The organism is Microcoleus sp. S13_B4 (assembly GCF_036700885.1).
GTDB lineage: Bacteria > Cyanobacteriota > Cyanobacteriia > Cyanobacteriales > Microcoleaceae > Microcoleus.
Genome location: NZ_JAUBPU010000054.1, coordinates 25508 through 41965 on the forward strand (window position 1 = coordinate 25508; position 16458 = coordinate 41965).

The 16458-nt window shown below is 46.2% G+C and carries 14 protein-coding genes and 3 pseudogenes; 4 read left to right on the forward strand and 13 right to left on the reverse strand.

Annotation, left to right across the window (positions count from 1 at the left end; all coding sequences use genetic code 11):
- Nucleotides 1-1017, forward strand: coding sequence for a leucine-rich repeat domain-containing protein (locus QT994_RS21855; protein ID WP_333050240.1), 1017 nt, complete (start codon nucleotides 1-3; stop codon nucleotides 1015-1017).
- A gap of 57 nt (nucleotides 1018-1074) precedes the next feature.
- Here the strand turns inward: QT994_RS21855 and QT994_RS21860 are convergent.
- The 3 genes and pseudogenes from QT994_RS21860 to QT994_RS21870 form a co-directional block, all read right to left on the reverse strand.
- Nucleotides 1075-1215: pseudogene (locus tag QT994_RS21860) on the reverse strand (element excision factor XisH family protein); the annotation flags it as partial.
- Between the two features lie 30 nt (nucleotides 1216-1245).
- A complete protein-coding gene (locus QT994_RS21865; RefSeq protein WP_333050260.1) occupies nucleotides 1246-1617 on the reverse strand; it encodes a DUF2237 domain-containing protein in 372 nt (123 codons plus the stop codon).
- Between the two features lie 49 nt (nucleotides 1618-1666).
- Nucleotides 1667-2128 (reverse strand): GNAT family N-acetyltransferase, encoded by a 462-nt coding sequence (locus QT994_RS21870; protein ID WP_333178096.1) that lies wholly within the window; start codon nucleotides 2126-2128, stop codon nucleotides 1667-1669.
- 235 nt (nucleotides 2129-2363) lie between these two features.
- On the opposite strand from QT994_RS21870, the pseudogene QT994_RS21875 reads away from it, so the two are divergent.
- Nucleotides 2364-2996, forward strand: a pseudogene (locus QT994_RS21875) (CatB-related O-acetyltransferase).
- Between the two features lie 212 nt (nucleotides 2997-3208).
- Here the strand turns inward: QT994_RS21875 and QT994_RS21880 are convergent.
- Nucleotides 3209-4441: a methionine gamma-lyase family protein gene (locus QT994_RS21880; protein WP_333178099.1), complete on the reverse strand. Its 1233-nt coding sequence runs from the start codon at nucleotides 4439-4441 to the stop codon at nucleotides 3209-3211.
- Between the two features lie 80 nt (nucleotides 4442-4521).
- Between QT994_RS21880 and QT994_RS21885 the strand changes: the two genes are divergently transcribed.
- The gene (locus QT994_RS21885) at nucleotides 4522-5334 is read left to right on the forward strand and encodes an acyl-CoA desaturase (protein ID WP_333178101.1); all 813 of its coding nucleotides are present in this window, start codon (nucleotides 4522-4524) and stop codon (nucleotides 5332-5334) included.
- A 357-nt stretch (nucleotides 5335-5691) separates the two neighbouring features.
- Nucleotides 5692-6510, forward strand: a complete 819-nt coding sequence (locus QT994_RS21890) for a fatty acid desaturase (RefSeq protein WP_333050247.1) — start codon at nucleotides 5692-5694, stop codon at nucleotides 6508-6510.
- 128 nt (nucleotides 6511-6638) lie between these two features.
- On the opposite strand, the gene QT994_RS21895 is transcribed toward QT994_RS21890, so the two are convergent.
- From QT994_RS21895 to QT994_RS21935, 9 genes and pseudogenes are all read right to left on the reverse strand, one after another.
- Nucleotides 6639-7484, reverse strand: coding sequence for an ABC transporter permease (locus QT994_RS21895; RefSeq protein WP_333178102.1), 846 nt, complete (start codon nucleotides 7482-7484; stop codon nucleotides 6639-6641).
- A gap of 90 nt (nucleotides 7485-7574) precedes the next feature.
- Nucleotides 7575-8486, reverse strand: coding sequence for an ABC transporter permease (locus QT994_RS21900; RefSeq protein WP_333050250.1), 912 nt, complete (start codon nucleotides 8484-8486; stop codon nucleotides 7575-7577).
- A gap of 152 nt (nucleotides 8487-8638) precedes the next feature.
- A complete protein-coding gene (locus tag QT994_RS21905) occupies nucleotides 8639-9769 on the reverse strand; it encodes a spermidine/putrescine ABC transporter substrate-binding protein (protein ID WP_333178105.1) in 1131 nt (376 codons plus the stop codon).
- A 217-nt stretch (nucleotides 9770-9986) separates the two neighbouring features.
- Nucleotides 9987-11117: an ABC transporter ATP-binding protein gene (locus tag QT994_RS21910; protein ID WP_333050252.1), complete on the reverse strand. Its 1131-nt coding sequence runs from the start codon at nucleotides 11115-11117 to the stop codon at nucleotides 9987-9989.
- A gap of 257 nt (nucleotides 11118-11374) precedes the next feature.
- The gene (locus tag QT994_RS21915; protein ID WP_333178108.1) at nucleotides 11375-12040 is read right to left on the reverse strand and encodes a DUF4340 domain-containing protein; all 666 of its coding nucleotides are present in this window, start codon (nucleotides 12038-12040) and stop codon (nucleotides 11375-11377) included.
- 92 nt (nucleotides 12041-12132) lie between these two features.
- A complete protein-coding gene (locus QT994_RS21920) occupies nucleotides 12133-14133 on the reverse strand; it encodes a Gldg family protein (RefSeq protein WP_333178110.1) in 2001 nt (666 codons plus the stop codon).
- A gap of 44 nt (nucleotides 14134-14177) precedes the next feature.
- Nucleotides 14178-15080: an Rpn family recombination-promoting nuclease/putative transposase gene (locus QT994_RS21925; protein ID WP_333178112.1), complete on the reverse strand. Its 903-nt coding sequence runs from the start codon at nucleotides 15078-15080 to the stop codon at nucleotides 14178-14180.
- A 118-nt stretch (nucleotides 15081-15198) separates the two neighbouring features.
- Nucleotides 15199-15990, reverse strand: coding sequence for an ABC transporter permease (locus tag QT994_RS21930; protein ID WP_333050258.1), 792 nt, complete (start codon nucleotides 15988-15990; stop codon nucleotides 15199-15201).
- A gap of 49 nt (nucleotides 15991-16039) precedes the next feature.
- A pseudogene (locus tag QT994_RS21935) lies at nucleotides 16040-16458 on the reverse strand (hypothetical protein); the annotation flags it as partial.

Consider the following 16458-nt stretch of genomic DNA (forward strand, 5'->3'; position numbering starts at 1 on the left):
ATGACACTCATAGTTGCACAGAAACACATGAATTTACCAAAGTCGATCGCACTTGCTTGTTGTGCGATCCTAGCATTATCTGGAAGTGGACTGTCTGCGAAAGCCGCAGAAGTGCGATCTGGAAACAGTAGAGGAACATTTGCCGATTGGTGTCGTCAAAAAGCTGATTTGAGTCCTGAAGCTAAACATACTGTTGAGGTGCTTTTGGAGAAAGCAGGGACTACGGAGTGCGATGCGGCCAATCGCCAACTTTCTAGTCTCACAACACTCAGTCTCAGCAACAATCGAATCAACGACATCAAACCGGTGGCGTCCTTGACTAACCTGACTGAGCTCGTCCTCATTGAAAATCAAGTCAGCGACATCAAACCGCTAGCATCTTTGACTAACCTGACACGGCTCTTCCTCCTCGACAATCAAGTCAGCGACATCAAACCGCTAGCATCTTTGACTAACCTGAATTGGCTCGACCTCGACAAAAATGAAATTAGCGATATCAAACCGCTAGCATCCTTGACTAACCTGAACCGGCTCGTCATCAACAACAATCAAGTCAGCGACATCAAACCGCTAGCATCCTTGACTAACCTGAACCGGCTCGACCTCAGGGACAATCAAATCAGCGACATCAAACCGCTAGCATCCTTGACTAACCTGATTTGGCTCGACCTCAAAAACAATCAAATCAGAGACATTAAACCGCTAGCATCGACTAACCTGACTTCGCTCGATCTGAGGGACAATCAAATCAGGGACATCAAACCACTAGAATCCATGACTAACCTGATGGAGCTTTCCCTCGACAACAATCAAATCAGCGACATCAAACTCTTAAACTCGTTGACTAACCTAATTTGGTTCAGCCTCAGCGGAAATCCGATCGCTCCCAAAACTTGCCCTCTTAAGCCAGAGTCTATCTGTAAGTGGGAAGCACCAACTGAAACCCCGATAGATATTCGTTTGGGAGTCCCTATGTTTCCCGACGCCCCAATATTTGCACCTGAATTTCCCCGTTAATTGGTGCTATTTTGCTGCCTTCAATTAGGAGTTTTTGAATGCACTGACGGTAATGCTCTAGTCGAGCCATTTGACTATTGCCTCCTGAACAGGGTTATACACAATAAGCTTGACTTGGTGTTGTCGAACCGACGCTTGAGGTAACTCCCCACTGAAAAAAGATTCGTAAGTTGCGATGGGAACTGCCAAATATAAAGTGCGATCGGGCGATCGCCCACCAACATCCTCCTACAAATCAGCAGCGTGCTGCTTCAATTCATCCAAAGAAACGTATTCCAAAGTCAAGGCGTGAGTCGCGGCCAACACCACAAGCGGTGCACATCCAGCATCCATTGCTTCCTTCCAGCGAGAAGCACACAAGCACCAGCAATCGCCAGCCTTCAAACCGGGAAAGTTAAATTCGGGAACCGGAGTGCTCAAATCATTTCCATTCGACTTGGTAAATCGCAAAAACTCTTCTGTCAGTTGAGCACAAACAGTGTGAGCCCCAAAGTCGCCACCACCTGTATTGCATTTGCCGTCCCGATAATAGCCCGTCATTGGCGAAGTGCAGCAAGTCTCTAATTTTCCGCCCAGAACATTTGTAGCTTCCGTCACGATCGCAACTCCTGAGTAAAACTCTTCGATCTAATTTTACACAAATCGTTGTTTATATATTTTTTTCCATCGCAAAGTTGATGAATTTTTGTCCTCTGCGTTCTACTTCTTGTTTTCTAATCACAATAAATCCCTGGCTTTCAAAAAAAGGTCGAGCTGTAATGCTGGCTTCGGTAAATAACTTGTTAATTCTTAACTCTTTGGCTTTTGACTCAATTTGTTTTAAAATTAGCCTACCAACTCCTTGTCTTTGAACATTTTGATGACAGTAAAAGCGATCGATATGGCCGCTTGGTTCTAATTCCCCAAAACCTGCAATTTTATCACCCTCTTCTGCTACGAAAGTAAATTTACTGCTTAAACTATTAGCCCAACTTTCAATATCGATATCGGCTGGAGCCCAAGCATCTACTTGTGCTTTTGTGTAATCGCGGATGTTTACTTCGTGTACGGTGTCGTAAAACAGTTTTACAATTTGTTGGGTATCACCGATTTCATAGGTTCGTACTCTCATAAATTATCTCACTGCGATCGCTTCTTTAATCTTAATTGGCATTTTTAACCGCTTCGTAACCCTTATGGATGTTGGCTTTTACCATTTTGTCTGATTTCTGGTAGGGCGATCAACCCAAAATTTCTCGTCCATCCCTTGACAAACTCTACTACTATATGTTAATGAAGCAGAAGCAAACCTCACTCGAATTAACACTACATCAATCCAGCAGCTTAACGAATCAGGATTGAAACTTATGACAGAAATTGGGCCCGATCCAAACCGACCTTATCCGATGACCGAGCAGCCGCGCGTCTGCTTCATCAAAAACTTTATTAAATCCCCCAACATTATCGTCGGCGATTACTCATATTACGACGATCCAATAGATCCAGAAAACTTTTAAAAAAATGTACTTTATAACTACGGAAACGAGCGATTAATTATTGGTAAATTTTGTGGGATCGCGACCAACGTCAAATTCATTATGAACGGTGCAAATCACAAACTAGATGGAATTTCAACTTATCCTTTTCCGGTTTTTGGGAATGGTTGGGAAACAGCGATGAATTTATTAATGGAACTGCCAAGTAAAGGCGATACCGTCATTGGCAATGATGTTTGGATCGGCTATGAATCCCTCATTATGCCCGGAGTCCAAATCGGCGACGGTGCCCTCATTGCGGCCAAATCCGTTGTAGTAAAAGACATTCCCGCTTACACCGTTGTGGGTGGAAACCCCGCCCATCCAATCAAACAGCGTTTTAGCGATGCTGAAGTTGCACAACTATTAGAAATTCGGTGGTGGGATTGGGAAATAGACAAGATTTCGCGCAATGTCAGCATAATTATGCAAAGCGATATTCAAGCACTCAAAAATGCCGAGTAAACTCGCAAATACAGTGATATTAAATTTAACTCCGATCCTGTGTACCGGTTCCGGGGCGATCGCGCCGGCGAGCAAACTCCCAGCAGCCGATCCCGGAGAGCTCTTCTAATCTGCGTTCCTCAGCGTCAATGTGCCTGGATGTGCGGTCAAAAAATCCCCACAAATCACCATGCAAACCCAGGGAACCCCCCGTACCGCACCGCCCCTACAACTTACTTAGCTGGACCCACAGCCTCGATCGCAGCTTCAAGAGCGATCGATACATGAGTCCAATTAGTACCCCCCTGACAAAAAGCCACGTAAGGCTCCCGCAGAGGCCCGTCAGCCGAAAACTCCGACGTACTCCCATCAATAAAAGTACCCCCAGCCATCACCAACTGACTTTCATACCCGTGCATTGGAGCCGGCACCGGATCTAAATAGGAACCGACGGGGGAATTTTGCTGAACCGCGCGACAAAAAGCAATTAACTTATCAGCAGAACCGAATTCGATCGCCTGAATCACATCTCGTCTTCTAGCCAAAGGCATAGGATTCACTCGATAACCCAACTTATAAAAAACATAAGCCGTCAAATGATTTCCCTTCATCGCCTCCCCCACACAACCCGGAGCCATAAACAAACCCTGAAACAGCAACCGATTCAAATCAAAAGTTGCGCCGCCGCTGCTGCCGATTCCCGGTGCCGTCAACCGACAAGTTGCCGCCTCCACCAAATCCGCCCTGCCAGCAACGTAGCCCCCAGCAGGGACGATCGTACCCCCCGGATTTTTGATCAAAGAACCAGCCATCAGATCCGCACCCACAGCAGTAGGTTCACAATTTTCAACAAACTCCCCGTAACAATTATCAACAAAGCAAATTGTGCTAGGATTCTGATGTTTGACTATGGTGACGATTTTTTCTATCTCAGAAATAGACAAACTCGACCGCCAAGAATAGCCGCAAGAGCGCTGGATAAAAACCAGGCGAGTCTTTGCTGAAATAGTAGAGCTCAGTGCCTGCCAATCCAAACTTCCTTCCCGAGTTAGAGGCAACTCACGGTAACTAATGCCAAACTCAATCAGTGAACCTTGACCTTGCCCCCGCAAGCCGATCACTTCTTCTAAAGTATCGTAGGGAGAACCAGCCACTGCCAACATTTCGTCACCTGGACGCAGGATGCCAAAAAGAGCACAGGCGATAGCGTGAGTACCCGAAACAAACTGTACCCGGACAGCCGCGGCCTGGGCCCCTACCACTTCGGCAAATAACCCGTCCAAAGTCTCCCGACCTAAATCGTCGTGGCCGTAACCCGTAACCCCTGCAAAATGGTGGACTCCAACCCGGTGGCTGCGAAAAGCTTTTAAGACTCGTTGAAGATTTTGCTTGACTGTCGCGTCAATACCAGAAAAAATCTGAAAGAGTGCCTGTTCTGCTTCCTGTAGCCGTGAAACGCTATTCATCTATACCTCGCTCACCAGTTGCGTGCGCGCTGTTCATTATGGCGTAGATGCGGCCCCTAGTTTGTAAACATAATATATTCATGACGATTGCAACTTCCAAAAAAACTTCTCCTGATTGGCCTGTCGTAGGCTTTATGGCCTTTCTGCACATCGGTGCTTTATTTGCTTTGCTGCCGGGTAATTTTAGCTGGTCTGCGGTTGGGCTAGCAGTTTTCCTGCATTGGGTAACAGGTGGTTTAGGAATTACTCTCGGATATCACCGCCTTGTCACCCACCGCAGTTTTCAAACACCGAAATGGCTAGAGTATTTTCTAGTTATTTGCGGTACTCTTTCCTGTGAAGGTGGCCCGATCGACTGGGTAGGAATGCACCGGTTACACCACATACATTCCGACACCGAAACAGATCCCCACGATTCCAATAAAGGCTTCTGGTGGAGCCACATGGGCTGGATGCTCTCGGATCTCCCGATCAGAGTTGAAATCCCCCGCTTTACTAAAGACATCGGCGACGACCCAGTATACAAGTTTCTCCAAGCATATTTTATCCCCATCCAAATTGTCTTCGGTGTGTTGCTTTATTTATTAGGCGGCTGGTCTTTCGTGGTTTGGGGCGTATTTATGCGGATCGTGGTGGTGTTCCACTGCACTTGGCTGGTTAACAGCGCTACCCACAAATTTGGCTACCGCACCTACGAGTCGGGCGATGGATCGACTAACTGCTGGTGGGTTGCCCTCCTCACCTACGGCGAAGGCTGGCACAATAACCACCACGCCTTTCAATACTCTGCTCGCCACGGTCTCCAATGGTGGGAAATCGACTTCACCTGGATGACAATTCAACTGCTGCAAGCATTGGGTTTGGCAACCAAAGTGAAATTAGCAGAAAAATAGCATGGGCAATTAGTCATGGGTTGTCGGTCATCAGTTCTGGACTAATGGCTCGTGACCAATGCCTCATCGTGTTTTTGCGCTCGGTATAGGTTGGGTTGAAGTAAGCTCGAATCATCTAGTGCGATCGACCCAACCAAAACCAGAATCAGTTATAATATAATTGGGAACAAAAAATTTTGTTTGGCAGCCAAATTTTTTATTTTCAAAATACAACCGTAAATCTTTTTCAATCCTAATCCCAAATCTATCAGTGATTCTTTATTAGTTTGGGCAAGAGTGCAGCACAAAAGTTCACTGCTCAATCCCAACTATTAGGCGTGAATCTAGCTAGGCATCTCATCAGAAATCAAAAAGAGAATGACAATTGCAACGCAAGAAAAACTTCAATATAATTGGAAGCACGTTATTAGTTTAGCAGGCCTTCATATCGGCGCTTTGTTCGCACTGCTACCCAGTAACTTCAATTGGACAGCAGTTGGTTTAACAGTATTCATGCACTGGATAACCGGCGGTTTGGGAATAACTCTCGGATGGCATCGTATGCTGACCCACCGCAGTTTTCAGACACCAAAATTCGTAGAATACTTTCTAGCATTTTGCGGAGCCCTTGCCTGTCAAGGAGGAATAATTGATTGGGTTGGGCTGCACCGATTGCACCACACCCACTCTGACCAAAATGCGCTAGACCCTCACAATGCCCAAAAGGGTTTTTGGTGGAGTCACATCGGCTGGATGCTATATAAAGGTCCAGCTCACGCTGAAATTTCTCGCTGCACAAAAGACATTTCGAGCGACCCCTTTTACCAGTTTTTGCAAAACTACTTTCTCCCCATTCAAATCGCCTTTGGCGTGTTGCTTTACTTAGCAGCAGGCTGGCCTTTTGTAGTTTGGGTAATTTTTGTCCGCTTAGTTGCGGTATATCACTGCACTTGGTTTGTTAACAGCGCCACTCACAAATTTGGCTACCGCACTTACGAAACCGACGATAGTTCTACTAACTGTTGGTGGGTTGCGGTTTTGACTTACGGCGAAGGCTGGCACAACAACCACCACGCTTTTCAATACTCTGCGCGTCACGGTATGAAATGGTGGGAAATTGACTTCACTTGGATGACAATTCAAGTTTTGGAAGCACTAGGTTTGGCTAGTAAAGTGAAATTACCAGCAGCAAAATAGCAGCAATTCAGTCCTAGACGCAGAACCTCTGTAGGATGTCAACTGCGTACCTTACCGCCTCAGAAACCCGGTTTCTCAAAGAAACCGGGTTTTTTGGTGAGTAATAACCAATGAGCTATGACCTATGACTAATGAGCCCGTTTTTGCTCGCCCCGGCCGCGCAAATATTCCGCTAAAAATGCCAATCCTCCCGAACCTACTATCAACAGCACGCTCAGAGCATTAATATCAGGTTTTACCCCAGTCCGAATCCGGCTAAAAATTTCCATCGGCAGAGTTGTAGTCCCGCTACCTGCGGTAAAACTCGCAATCAAAAAATCGTCCATGCTGAGGACAAAAGACAGCAGACAACCGGAAACAATTCCGGGTATTAATTGAGGGAGCAAAACCTGAATAAAAGCCTCCACAGGCGTTGCACCTAAATCCAAGGCAGCCTCTTCTAAATACGGGTTTAAATCTGCCAATCTAGTAGAAACAGCTAGAGCGATGTAAGCCAGACAAAACACAATGTGAGCGGCGACAATTGTCCACAAACTCAGAGGAATAGCCAGCGCCGCTAAAAATACCAGAGTAGCAACTGCGGTAGCAATATCTGGAATAATAATCGGCAAGTAGGAGACTCCCTGATATAAACTCTTGCCTGGAAAGCGGTAGCGGGCTAAACCTACTGCCATCAAAGTGCCGAGTACCGCCGAGATTGCAACTGCACAAACAGCCACTGTTAAACTGTTTCTCAGGGCAACTAAAATCCGCGTATCGCTAAATAATTTAACGTACCAATCTAAAGTAAATCCTTCCCAGCCGGCGCTAAAACGCGATTTGTTAAAGCTGTAAAATGTGAGTACCAGGATGGGCAGGTACATATAAAAAAACATCAAAACGGCAAATATTACCTGCCAAGAAACCTTAAATTTAGGTTTTAAGTACATATCGGCTTGTATTTCCTCCTGTGGATTTTCGGCGGTCTGTTCCATTTCTAGGTAATCGGTAATTGGTAATGGGTAATTGGTAATAGGTTAGGATTGTTTTCTTCCTTATTGCTTCTTCCTTCTTCCTTCAACATCCTAAATTGCATTACGATCGCCATATTTGAGCAAGAGGGCAATTCCGATACTCACTACAAAGATTAACACCATACTCAGAGCCGAACCCAGCCCCCAATTTTGAGTCGCCCCCAAAAACTGATTGTAAATCAAACGAGCCGCCGTCATGCTCGAAGCTCCACCGAGTAACTCCGGATCGACAAAATCGCCCAAACAGCTAATAAATACTAGCAAAGAACCCGCCGCAATTCCCGGCATCGTCTGAGGTACTGTCACTTTCCAGAAAGTTTCCACTGGATTGGCACCCAAATCCTGAGATGCTTCTAGTAATCGGCGGTCTAACTTTTCCAAAGATGCGTAGAGAATGGTCACGATATAAGGCAAATAACTGTAAGCCATGCCGATTAAAACTGCGGAACTTTGATTAAGCAATTCCAGAGGAGGAATGCCTACCAGTGCCAGCAGCGAGTTGAGAACCCCCGTAGGACGCAGAATTGTAATCCAAGCATACGATCGCAACAGCGAAGAAGTCCACAGCGGCAACACAAAGCCTAACAAAGTTAAATTCCGCCACTTTTTCGAGACATTGAGGGCGATCCAGTAAGCGACGGGAAATCCCAACAGCAAACACAGAATAGTAGTCCCCGTTGCGAAAAAGAGCGATCGACCCATCACCTGTAAATTCAGCGGCTCAAACACTCGCAGGTAATTGCCGATTCCCGAAGGATTCACCAAATCTCCCGGCTTAATATTCGGCACCAAACTAAGCTGAAAAATTACCAAAGTTGGTATGACTAATAATAAAAGCAGCAACAAGCCAGAAGGGCCGAGCAATGCCAGTGGCCCAGCCCAAGCAGACCACGGGGAAATAGTTTCAGCCTTCAAAGAAGAATTGGGAGGAATAGGAGGGGGAGTTTTAGTTGAAACAGCCATAGAGCAATTTTTTTTTATTTTTTAACCGCTGATGAACGCAGATTAACGCGGATATAGGGATAGAGCGGGCTATCGGCTGTGCGGGGGCGAGTGTGTGTAAATATTAGGCTATAATTAGAGATTGCGTGGAAAACCCGCCCTACAGGTGATGATTAGCCGCTGGTTAATTGAGTCCAGTAGCGATCGTACACTTCCATAAATTTCCCTACCGGAGCCACACCTTCGCACTTTTTCAAAATATCTTCCGAAGGGAAAAGAATCTCGTTTTCGCGGACTTCCGGCGTCAACAAACTAAAAGCATCTTCCGAAGGAGTTGAAAAACTGAGCCGCTCTACTAAAGAAGCAGCGACATCGGCTTGCAGCAAAAAGTTAATCCATTTATAAGCTGCTTCGGGATTGGGAGCACCTTGAGGAATTACTAAAGTGTCAGTCCACAGAGAAGAACCGCTTTTGGGGACGACATAGTTCAATTTATCGTTATCTGAAATTACTTCATTAGCATCAGAAGAATAACACATAGCTACCTTCAAATCCCCCGTCAGCATTTGAGGCCGCCAAGCATCAGTAGTAAAAGATGCGATCGCCGGTTTGAGTTGCACCAACTTTTCGTAAGCTTGTTTCACTTGGTCTTGGTTCGTAGAATTCAGAGAATAGCCCAGCATCCGCAACGCAGCTCCCATGACTTCTCGAACATCACTCGCCAGCGTCATTCGCTTGGCTAACTCTTTTTTATGCTGCCACAAATAGTCCCAATCTTCAGGAGCTTCTTTGAGTTGTTCGCTGTTGTAAATCAAGCCTGTGGTTCCCCAACTCAAAGGCACACTGTAGCGGTTTCCTGGGTCATATACAGGGTTTTGGAACTGTTTTTTGAGCCGATCGAGCCCGCCCAAAATCGAGTGGTCTAATGGGCTTAACAGCCCGAGTTCCGTCATTTGAACCACCATGTAGTCAGATGGGTAAATGATGCTGTAGGCGCGGGCGCCACCGGCTTGAACTCTCGCCAGCATCTCTTCGTTGGAGCTAAACACGTCCGCCACTACGCGAATGCCGGTTTTTTCGGCAAAGCGATCGAGCAAAGCCTTATCGGTATAGCCTGCCCAAGTATAGATGAAAAGTTGGTCGGCAGAACCTTTGACGCGAGGAGCAGATTGTACGTCTGCAAGTCGCCAGCCGCAACTCGAAACAGCTAACCCGGAAATTGTCGCCGCCGAATTTTTTAGGAACTGACGGCGTGTAGAATTAGCCGGGAAAATCCTCGAAATTGGTAAGTTAGTCGGAGGCACAGTTAGATTTTAGATTTTAGATTTTAGATTTTAGATTTTAGATTGGGGAATTGGGGATTGGGAAATTCGATTTTAGATTTGAGAATTTGTAATAAGGAATAATTGGTAATGGGGAAATTCTCCCATTCTCCCCCTCTTCCTTCTTCCTTTTTCCTTCTTCTTGACATCCGTTACATCCGTCGAGCGAATCCGTTGCCGAACTTCCTTCGTTTCCCCATTATCCTCGATCGCCCAAAGCGAGACAATCAGTAGTCCCCCAGTAAGCATAAATCGGCGTATGCGGGTCTGGGAAAGAGCCGCCGGTATTTGGCTGGCGAACCGTAATTTTATCGCCCGACGACAACTCAACCACGTAATGAACGTGCGTGCCCATGTACATAGTATTTTTGAGCCGCCCTTCAAAACAGTTGACGGAAACTTCCGGCTGGTAGAGATTCAAATATACTTTTTCGGGCCGAACGCTGACCACCACAGAGTCGCCTGTGACACCACTCCACATATCCGACTGCTGAACGACTATTTTCAGATTGGCTGATGTGCGAACTGTGATAGTCGATCGGTCGATCGACTCCACCGTACCAGAAAACAAATTTGTATCGCCAATAAAATCCGCCACAAAAGCCGTCTGCGGGCACTCATAAATTTCTTCAGGAGAGCCAATTTGCTCAATCCTCCCCTCGTGCATCACCGCAATCCGGTCAGACAGACTCATCGCCTCTTCTTGGTCATGAGTCACCATCACAAAAGTCAAACCCAATTCTTGATGCAAATTCGACAGTTCCAACTGCATCTGCTTCCGCAACTTCAAATCCAGAGCACCCAAGGGCTCGTCCAGCAGCAAAACCGCCGGTCGATTTACCAGAGCTCTCGCCAAAGCCACCCGCTGCTGCTGGCCGCCCGACATTTGACCGGGAAACCTGTTGGCGAAAGATTCCATTTTCACCAATTGCAAAACTTCCCGTACCCGTTCTTCAATTTCCGCTTTCCCCAGCTTTTTTATCCGCAATCCAAAAGCGATATTGTCCCAGACATTCATGTGTCCGAACAAAGCGTAGCTTTGAAACACAGTATTTACCGGACGGCGGTAAGCTGGAGTGTTGGTCATCGACTGGCCTCGAATCATCAATTCGCCCGCCGAGGGAGTCTCGAACCCAGCGATTAAGCGCAGGGTCGTAGTCTTGCCGCAGCCGCTAGGCCCGAGGATGCTAAAAAATTCTCCTTGGCGAATGCTGAGGTCAACTCCGCGGACTGCGGTTTCGCCGTTAAATACCTTAAAGACCTTGCGGAGTTCAACGTCAAGCGCTGTATCCGTTGCTGTCGTACCTTGGTTGAGTGCTGTCTGAAACATAGTCGCCCGTTCCTGGGGTAATGCACGCTATTTTAATACAGTTTAAACTTAAACTTTTTTGTATTTTAGGCGAGGAATGTTGGATGTAACAGGTTTTGGGATTTGTTCTTTAAATTCTATCCCAGAGCGCACCATTCTCAGCAACAGGCTTTCGGGCCTGTTCCACAAAAAAATTCACTCTTTGTGGAACAGGCCCGAAAGCCTGTTCATAAAAGACTTATTGAGAATCGTGCAAAATCTCAGATCGATCGGGCCATCTATTGATTCTCAGGACTTGGCGTGGGAGAGGGTTTTTGCGGTTTCTCTGTTGTGGGTTCTTCTGCTTTTTTCCACTCTGACAAAGGTCGCTGGACGGCATTTTTAAAGTCAAAAGGCACTAGCAGCACGGGCAAAGTTTGGGCGGAATTTTGAGGGGGCGCTTCCGGCGGATTGGCTTGAGCGTACAAGAAGCGGCCGCTAAAGTCTGTTTTGCCTAAAACTAGGCGGTGAGTTTCCTGGTTGTCCAGTTTTACTGTGACTGTAGCTTGGGGTTGGTCGAGACCGAATTCGGGCAGTTGAGCAGCAGTAATATTAATCGTGCGATCGCTCTTTCCTGTTGCCAACCTGTCTAGCAAGAAATCCACCGATGCCTGACTCGCGTGTGCTTGCACTGGCAATTTCATTTCCCAGTTAGACTTGCCTCCTTTTGTAGCATAAACTCGTTCAAAAGTCAATATTTTTTCCGGAGTTTTGACTGTAAAGAATTGTACGCGATCGGACTTAAAAGCAAAAATTTTCTGTTTTTCTTCCTTAGCGGCTTCCTGTTTCGGAGCCACTTCCATCTCGAACAAAGCAACCAACCCAGTCATGCTCAACGCGACGGCTATCAATACTAATGTATTTTTCTGCAATTTCATAGTAACAGCGAATTGGGCATTGGGCATTGGGCATTGGGCATTGGAGAGTCTGTTATTAATAAGAACTGACAACAGTCAACTGACAACAGTCAACTGTCAACTGTCAACTGTCAACTAACTTATCTTCTCTTCCACCAGATAGCGCCACCAATTCCCAGTCCTAGTAAAGGCCAGATTAGCCAAGCTAAAACCAGCAATCCTACTTGGATGGTCGTCATGTTAATGCGGCGGTTGGTAGCTTTTTTCGGACTGATAGAAAAGCTTTGCTGGTCTGGTTTACTCAACCAACTGACTGAATTGAGAAACACGTCGCTATTGAGTTGTTGGTCAAACCAACCGTTAGTCACAAATTGAGATGTACCAATTACTACCATTCGCGATGTTTTTCTAGGAGTTGAAGCCGCAGAAGGAGTTGACTTGGGACTGGGAGATGCTGTGGGTGTTGGTGTTGGCGAACTTTCCGGAGATGCTGTGGGAGATGCTGTCGGTGTTGGCGAAGTCGTCGGTAATGCTGGAGGCGTAGCTTCTTGCGAGACAATCACCGAATAGCTGATTGGGGAAGCTGTTGGTGAAGTTGTCGGCGATGGCGAAGTTGTCGGCGATGGCGAAGTTGTCGGTGATGGTGAAGTTGTCGGTGATGGTGAAGTTGTCGGTGATGGTGAAGTTGTTGGCGATGGTGAAGTTGTTGGCGATGGTGAAGTTGTCGGTGATGGTGAAGTTGTTGGCGATGGTGAAGTTGTCGGTGATGGTGAAGTTGTCGGTGATGGTGAAGTTGTCGGTGATGCTTGGGGTGAAGGCGAGGGCGAAGTTGGTGTTGGTGAAGGTGAGGGCTTTAAGGGAGTGCTGTCAGTAGACGATCGAACTAAAGCTACACCTAATAATAGCGGGCCTTGTCGATCGGTCTTCTGATCAAACTCCAATTTCCTCGTCGTCAAATCGCTTTCAGCCCAACTTTCCTGACTCGTCCAAATCAGCGGTTTTTCCTCTATCCCTTCTACTGGCGAGATTTCCAAAGCACGCGCAAACGGATAAAATGAAATACCGTTGCCAAAACTTTGAGTAATCGGATGTTCGCCGTAGCGCCTGACTGTGGGAACCGTGGGGCCGAGTCCAAATCTTTGACCAGTGCCCGAAGCATCGATGGCCAAACGGGTGTCGAGTTTGACGCCCCATTCTTGCAGCATTTTATCCAATCCCGTATTAATTGCCGGGTCTACCATTAAAAATAAACTGCCGCCGCGATCGAGATAAGCTTTTAGTGCTTTAATTTCTGTATCAGAAAACGGTTTGTCCTGCCCAGGAACGATTAAAGCATCTGCATCTTCTGGCACTTCTTTGCGTTCGGTCAAATTCAGTGTTTGGGCGTTGTAGTATTTATCTTTGAGAGCTTTTTCAGCTTGCTGTATTCCGCCTTGACCTTCCTTTAGCGGGCGGGCTCCTTTGCCTTGCAAAAAGTAAACTGTAGCAACGCGAGTGCTCAGGATTTCTTCTAAGCCATTGGTAAGTTTTATCTCTGAAAGACCTTGATTCGGGTCGCTACCAAAAGCAGTGCCACCTTTTTGCAGTACCTGTTTTTTGTCGCCGGATTGCAGGTAAACTTCTCCGATGCTGGTAATGCTAAATTCCCGCGCTTTTCCCGGTTGGGCCTGCGGGTCTACAAACTCGAATTGAAACTTTTCGCCTCCCTCGCGTTTGTAATTTTGCAGCAATTCTTTAATTTGGGGGTTTTGGATGGGGTCAAATACCCAAACTTTGACTGTTTGTTGCAGGTTTCGCAGTATTTGTTGAGTCTGCGGGGCAAGGGTAAATTGTTGGCTTTCGGTTAAGTCGATGCGGACGGGATAGCGAACGGCTATGAAGTTAATTACTCCGAGAATCACAAAGACGGCGAGGGTAGCAATCAGGGCGTTGGTGCTGGCTTGAGTGGAACGCTGCCCCCAAAAGCTTTGTTCGTAACTCAAATATAACAGCCAAAGTGCGATCGTCACTGCTCCGGCAATAACTAAACCGACTGTCAGGGGGTCCCATACTCCGGATACAAGTGCTGCTGTTACCCCCGCTGCCATGAGGAGGGGGCCCAGCAAAAAAACATATTTCCAATTTGTTTTGCTAATTTTCATAAGGTAAATATTGAGTGAGAAAATTCCGGTGCGAGGATGTTATTCTATATCGCATTAGCCTGCAACCATGCTGTTAAATCTGACGAATTGTTGAAATCGATTACGGCATCTCCTAGTGCTTCTAATTCCTCTACGCCTAATTGACGGATGCAGTTTTCAGTTTCCGGTTGTATTGTGCCTAAGCGCTTCACTAGCTGACGCAATATTAACGAAAGTTGAGCGGCTTTTGTCACCTGTTCTCTTGCTACATCTATGGCAATCTGCTGGTCTTCAATCCACAGTTCTTGCTTCTCCAATTCATTTAATTCTTGCTGAGTGAAGTTGTCCTCGTTGGCAATTGTCAAAGCTTTCTGAAGTTCGGGAACTGCACTCAGTGTTTCTGGTACTGTCTCCAAATTGCTGGTGTTATTTAGAAAGTAAATCCATTTGTCGGCGGTTGTTTCTAATTCGGCTAATTCCTTGCTAAATTTTGGCAGTTCGATAAATACTAATTCTATTTCAGTATCGGGAGACTCAAACTGTTGCTCTTTTTCTTGGAAAACAAACCGCGACATAAAGTCGGGCTGATTTTCAAACATTTCAAAGTCGGCAATTTTCAAGGAAATTACTGTTTTTAGTCTTTCGTAGCGTTCTTTTCCTGTTAATTGCTGGCTGTAGCTTTTGGCAGCATTGTACAAAACTCTGTTCCCGAAGGAAGGCACGTTGATCACTTGAATTTCAACGAGGGCGATTCTGCCACCGTTAATTGTGGCTTTGACATCTAGGTGTGTATCTTGGGTTGCAAGAGTTTGATTTTCGGGTTGCGAGTCGATTATTTCTAAGTCTTCGATGATCGGCTGTGCTTCATAAAGGATGGCGTTTAAAAAATTAATCAGGATGTCTTTGCTGTCGCTGGATCCGAATATTTTTTTGAACGCAAAGTCGATTTTTGGATTGATAAATCTCATTGTTTGAGGTATTTGGTAGAATGATTCACAGGAGGGAAAGAATAACCTTCCCTTGGCTCTTTACTGGTTTTTACTTCGGCAAAAATAACCTTCTCTGTCTCTGCATTTCCTAATGTTTTTAAGAACGCTGATATCGCAAGGCATCGATGGATTGGGCGGTCAGAAATACTCCTAAAATGATGTAACTGGCAAACATAATTAAACTGCTGGTATCGAAAACTCCCTTGACAAGATTGGTGTAATTTGTTAGGAGCGATAAATGTCCTAATGCTGTTCCGAAGGGGCCACCGATACCGACGGCGGCTGCATCGATCACCCAGAGAAATAATACTAGAGTGAAGGTGAGAATGGCGGATAAAATTGTGCTGTCGGTGAGGGAGGAAATAAACATTCCGAGGGACAATACTCCTGCTGCTAGTAAGATTAAGCCGCCGTGTCCTAGCAGAAGAACTCCGGGGGGTACGGGTGGGGTTGAGGAACTGAGGGCGATCGCCTCGCAGAACAGCAGGGGCAGCAACATTGTGGTATAAAATGTTAAAACACCGAGGAGTTTGCCGGTAGCAACGGCCCAGTTTGTTAAGGGCGATGTGGCTAATAGTTCTAAGGTTCCACGTTTGCGTTCTTCTGCGTAAAGTCCCATTGAGAGTGCGGGTAATACGAACAACGAAAGGGAACCCATTATTCGCAGGAAGAGTTGCAGGAATTCGTAGGCTACGTCGATGGGAGGTTCGGTAATTCCCATTTGGTCTCGCTGACCAATTTGGGGAATTAGCCCGTCGGGGGCGAGGAGGATGGCGATTAAAAAGTAGCCGGTGATTAGCCAAAAGACTGCTGCGATGGCATAGGCTAATGGCGAGGCAAAATAGCTTTGTAGTTCTTTGCGGTAAATTGCGACAATATTACTAATCATTACTAACCTTTAGAAATTGGGAACGGGTAATTGGCCATTGGTAATTGGTTCATTCTGAGTCGCCTGCGGGTGGTTTTTGGCTGTCGTCGCTATCCTGTTTTTTTCTTTCTATTTGTCGCTTTTTGGTAACAGGGGGATCTTCTGGTCGAGAATCGCTACTCGGTTGTGGCTTTTTTTTAAGTGGCCGATTTTTTACCAGTGGTTCGGATTCTGGTTGAGGGTGTTCTAGCGACTTTGGCGTATCTAAAATCAGTTCGGATTCTGGTTGAGAACGCTCTAGCGACTTTGGCGTATCTAAAATCAGTTCGGATTCTGGTTGAGAATGTTCTAGCGACTTTGGCGTATCTAAAATCAGTTCGGATTCTGGTTGAGAATGTTCTAGCGACTTTGGCGTATCTAAAATCAGTTCGGATTCTGGTTGAGAACGCTCGATCGACTTTGACGTATCTAAAATCAGTTCGGATTCTG